The organism is Dialister sp. CAG:357, assembly GCF_000435155.1.
In the GTDB taxonomy this organism is placed as follows: Bacteria; Bacillota; Negativicutes; order Veillonellales; family Dialisteraceae; genus Dialister; species Dialister hominis.
In genome coordinates this window covers 1-4355 of record NZ_FR896473.1, presented here as the reverse complement: position 1 = coordinate 4355, position 4355 = coordinate 1, and the positions used below count along the sequence as shown (strand labels likewise).

Annotated in this window: 2 protein-coding genes, 2 tRNA genes and 1 other annotated feature; of the genes, 2 read left to right on the top strand and 2 right to left on the bottom strand. The window is 45.1% G+C overall.

Going from position 1 to position 4355, the window contains the following annotated elements:
* Window positions 1–482: 482 nt before the first annotated feature.
* Together M3200_RS08950 and M3200_RS08945 are read right to left on the bottom strand one after the other, a co-directional pair.
* On the bottom strand, window positions 483–1778 hold the full coding sequence (locus M3200_RS08950) for a dicarboxylate/amino acid:cation symporter (protein ID WP_022383181.1): 1296 nt from the start codon (window positions 1776–1778) through the stop codon (window positions 483–485).
* A gap of 64 nt (window positions 1779–1842) precedes the next feature.
* Window positions 1843–2082, bottom strand: a binding site (T-box leader).
* Window positions 2083–2181: 99 nt separating this feature from the next.
* Complete coding sequence (locus M3200_RS08945; protein WP_231939296.1) at window positions 2182–3525, bottom strand: MATE family efflux transporter; 1344 nt, start codon at window positions 3523–3525, stop codon at window positions 2182–2184.
* 216 nt (window positions 3526–3741) lie between these two features.
* On the opposite strand from M3200_RS08945, the gene M3200_RS08940 reads away from it, so the two are divergent.
* Together M3200_RS08940 and M3200_RS08935 are read left to right on the top strand one after the other, a co-directional pair.
* A tRNA-Val gene (locus tag M3200_RS08940) sits at window positions 3742–3817 on the top strand.
* A 466-nt stretch (window positions 3818–4283) separates the two neighbouring features.
* Window positions 4284–4355: transfer RNA gene (locus M3200_RS08935), tRNA-Asn, on the top strand.

Sequence of the window (4355 nt, the reverse complement as noted above, 5' to 3'; positions counted from 1 at the left end):
GGATTAATTACCAACACGTTTTGTCCTATAACCCAAAATTTCATTATAGGATTATCCAGCATCGATGTGTATTGATTTTATATGATGTAAGTACTACCAGAATGGTCCAAAAAAATATCCGCACCCCCGGTGCAGTTTCTAAAAAGGTCGGGCGGATGAGTTGCATTTCGTCGAGCGAAGCGAGGTAATAAGGTTTTCCAACAAGCGGAGCTTGGTTTAAGGGTGTTAACCTTGCTCCGAAGGAGAAGGTCCGGTCGGAGACCGGGAATGAGATGAAGTTCCCTCGCAGCAAAGCTGCAGTTGTACGGTTTTGAACTTAGTCGCCAGCTCCCCCTACGGGGCGAGCTCAAACACCCTTAAACCGAACTTCGTTCGAGAAAAGGGAAAATAGCGTTTTATCGGATTTTGTCACATCCCCTTTTTCCATGGTCAAATTGCACAGAAAAAAGAGGAGATTTCTCCCCTCTCTTTTTATTTTTCTATTATGCTTCTACAGCAGCGGCCGGTTCGAGTTTCCCTTCCAGATCATGGTCGGTCATAGCGCATACGCAGGAATCAGACCATACGTTTTCTGCGGTTTCAATCATGTCAATGATTGTATAGATTGGAAGAATGATACCCATGAGTCCTATTGGTGCACCGATACCGCTCATAAGAGACAGTGTCAGGAAATAGCATCCCATCGGAACGCCCGCATTGCCGATGGCTGCAATGACAGCAACGACGAGCCATGTCAGCATAGTCGGCATATCCAGCGAATATCCTGCATTCTGCATAACGAACAGGGAAGTAACGAGAATGAAAGCTGCACAGCCGTTCATGTTGATAGTCGTGCAGATTGGAAGGACAAAGCGGGAAACAGCCGGATCTGCTTTCAGATTCGTTTCAGCAGAAGCCAGTGTGACAGGCAGTGTGCCGGCCGAACTCTTTGTGAAAAGAGCAACAGCTATCGCCGGTGACATTTTACGGAATACAGAAATTGGATTCAGTCCGCGAAGCAGAAGGAATACCGGCAGTACAAGGAAGAACTGGATGCAGTTGCTTCCAATAATAACCAACGTGTATTTTCCAAGAGCTCCGACAATGACGCCTGCTTCAATCTGTGCAGAAAGCTGAGCGGCAAATGCCAGAATGCCGACCGGAAGAATATACAGCAGTGCTTTGATCAGTGTGAAGAGCAGTTCCTGGAAACCGAGGATTCCCTTCAGCAGCGTTTCCCTGTTTTCTGTCTTTGGCATGAAAGCAAGTCCAAGACCAAAGGAAGCGGCAATCAGCATAACAGCAAGGACATTCCCGGAAAGGAACGGCTGAATCATATTATTCGGAATAACTCCCAGAATATGATCATAGTAGGAAAGATGTTCCAGATTCTGCGGGACACTGGCTGCACCTGCACCAACTACATCAGCAGGAAGATTTCCCGGTGCAATCCAGAGGAACATGGCAAGTCCGATGCCGGCTGCACAGAATGTAGTAAGGAGCGTATAAGTAACAGCATGAGCAAAAATACGTCCCGTATTCTTATTGCCGCCCAATGCAGCAAGTGTAGTAATCACTGCCAGTGCAATCGTCGGTACGGCGATAAACTGGAACAGTCTGGTAAATACTGTTGCAATAAATGTGAAAAGTTCATTCAGCGGTTTGATGCCAAGCCATCCAAGTGCGGCACCAACGACAAGCGCCAAGATCCATAACATAAACTGCCGTCCCTGACGTTGCGTCTTGTTGGCTTTCAAGACCTTATCCGCTATGTCCTGAACTCCTTCTTTCTTCTCCATAGTAAGACCTCCTGAAAAAATTTCTCGGGCAGGGCTTTTTGCAATAAAAAAGCCCTCACCCCAACCATGGGACGAGAGACTCGTGATTCACACCCAATTTCGCATATGTGTCACCACACATGCCTCGATAAGTCCTTTTTCCTAAGGACTCAAGCCCTGTATCGGGAGCTCCCGGAAAAGCTTACTCTGTTTCGGCTCTTCACGCTCAAAAATGCACTTCCGTATTCCTTCCATATCCGCTTTCACCGTCCGGACTCTCTATGATGGATTCAGAAAACGTACTCTCTTTCTTCCCTGCGTTTGATTGCATCTACTATAGCATTCCATCTATGACCTGTCAACACAGGCCGTATTTTTTACCTGTGCTGACAATTTAAAATACAAATCTGAAGATTTAAAAGGCTCAGGCAAAGCGCTTCCTCCACACACCCTGATGCCAGCGCCAGAAGAAGACAAGTCCTCTCGTGCATTCATCCGCTGCCATAGCAATCCAGATTCCTGCCAGGCCCCATCCCCAATGGACGCCCAGGAGCCAGGATCCGAATGTAGCTACAGACCACATGAAAATAATACCTATGGTTACAGGCGCCCTGACATCACCAGCCGCATTAAGTGCCATAACCATGCTCATATTGACTGCACGGCCGATTTCCAGGAATATTTCAATGAAAAGAATTGTTTTCCCCAGAGCATGGACTGCCGGATCGTCCGTGAAAATAGAAAGAACCGCATCCGCATTGAGGTATAGCAGCGTCGATATTGTCCCGGAGAGAAGCATGGCTACTGAAATTGTAAATTTGACACGTTTATCAACTTCATCATTATCCCCTGCCCCTTTGAAATAGCCGACCAGAATCTGCGTCGCCATCGCAAGCGACTGGGAATACACATAACTGACCATCGCTATGATATAGCAGTAAACTTTTGTCGTAATAACAACGACGCCAAAAAGATTGACAAACTTCATAATCATAGCCTGAGAAAACTGATAAGAAAACGTTTCTCCAGCTGACGGTACGCCCAGATAAAGAATCTTGTGGAATGTTTTCCATGGGAACGGTCTTAAATAAGACATCGAAAATCTGGCAGGCGTGTACTTGTGGAATAAGTAAAGGATCAAAAAGAAACCGATAAATTTAGAAATATTTGTCGATATGCAGACACCGGCCACGCCCAGGGACGGAATCGGTCCCCAGCCATGGATCAGAAGCATATTGCCGCCGATATTGAATACATTCATGACCAGGGAGCAGAGCATCGTCAGTTTAAGCTGGGAAAATCCCCTGAGAAAGGAAATAAAAGCCATGTACATGCTCTGGATGAAAATAAATATGCCAATCCATCGTAAATAAAGAGAAGCATCCGCACGTATTTCATCCGGCATTCCTAAAACATTCAAAAAGAAATCATCAAAGATGAAAAGCGCGGCACTGATCACAAGCCCCAGTACCAGATTGACAGTCAATGAAACCGTACATACTTCACTGACCTTGGAAAGATTCCCGGCGCCCCTGTAATGTGCAATTAAAATCGTCGCAGCCTGCGAAAGGACTGCGAGTGTCAGGATAACTAAATTAAATATGACATTATCATTGCCTACGGCTGCCACGGAATCCTGAGAATAATGACTCAGCATGAACTGATCCACGTTGGGCACCATCATTTGAAGCGTTGTTTCTACAAAAATAGGAACCGACATGGAAAATACCGTCCAGCGGCTCTTATACATTTCACTACCTGGCATCATACTGCCCCTTTCTTTAGTGTTCAGATGCTAATCTTAGCACGATGTCACAAAGGGCGCAAGAAAATGCATTGTCTTCTTATGTATTTGAAATAAAAAGTATATACACAAGCATTCTTATGCTCACCTGAAATAGCTGTATATACTGAATTTTATGAGAATTCCTGATTAGGGCTTGCATTTTTCTCATAAATGAGGCATAATAAACATCAGATACACGGGCGATTAGCTCAGCTGGGAGAGCGTCTGCCTTACAAGCAGAATGTCGGCAGTTCGATCCTGTCATCGCCCACCAAGATAAGAAGACATCACGTGATTGATCTCCGTGATGCCTTTTTCTTTTGCTTTTTTGTGGGCGGACGCAGGCTTACCAGCTATCCCACTTGTCATTTAACCTCACTGCATCGAGGTTCACTCCTTTTTGCGCGTCGCTTTGCTCCTTCAAAAAGGGTTCACTTTCGAACCGTTTCGATCCTGTTATCGCCCACCAAATCGAAAGACACCATGTGACGGAAACTCCATGGTGCCTTTTTCTTGCTCTAATTGGTGGGTGAAATGCATACTGACTGATTGCTTTTCCTAGGTATTAAACTTCTGCAGCGAATCTTGTTTCAATGCATCAATATTATATTCCGGTTATCTCATACAATGAGATTTCTGCTAATGTAAATTTTTCATTATCTTTTAATCATAAGATTGAAAAAAGGTGTTGCAAAATTTAAGTCCGTTTGTTATTATATTGAAGTACCTTTCGTACGGATTCCTGAATAGCTCAGCCGGTAGAGCGCGTGACTGTTAATCACGATGTCGCAGGTTCGAACCCTGCTTCAGGA

Excerpts from the sequence above, each read along its gene's own strand:
- M3200_RS08945 (WP_231939296.1), bottom strand. The coding sequence starts at position 3,525 with ATGATGCCAGGTAGTGAAATGTATAAGAGCCGCTGGACGGTATTTTCC.
- M3200_RS08950 (WP_022383181.1), bottom strand. The coding sequence starts at position 1,778 with ATGGAGAAGAAAGAAGGAGTTCAGGACATAGCGGATAAGGTCTTGAAA.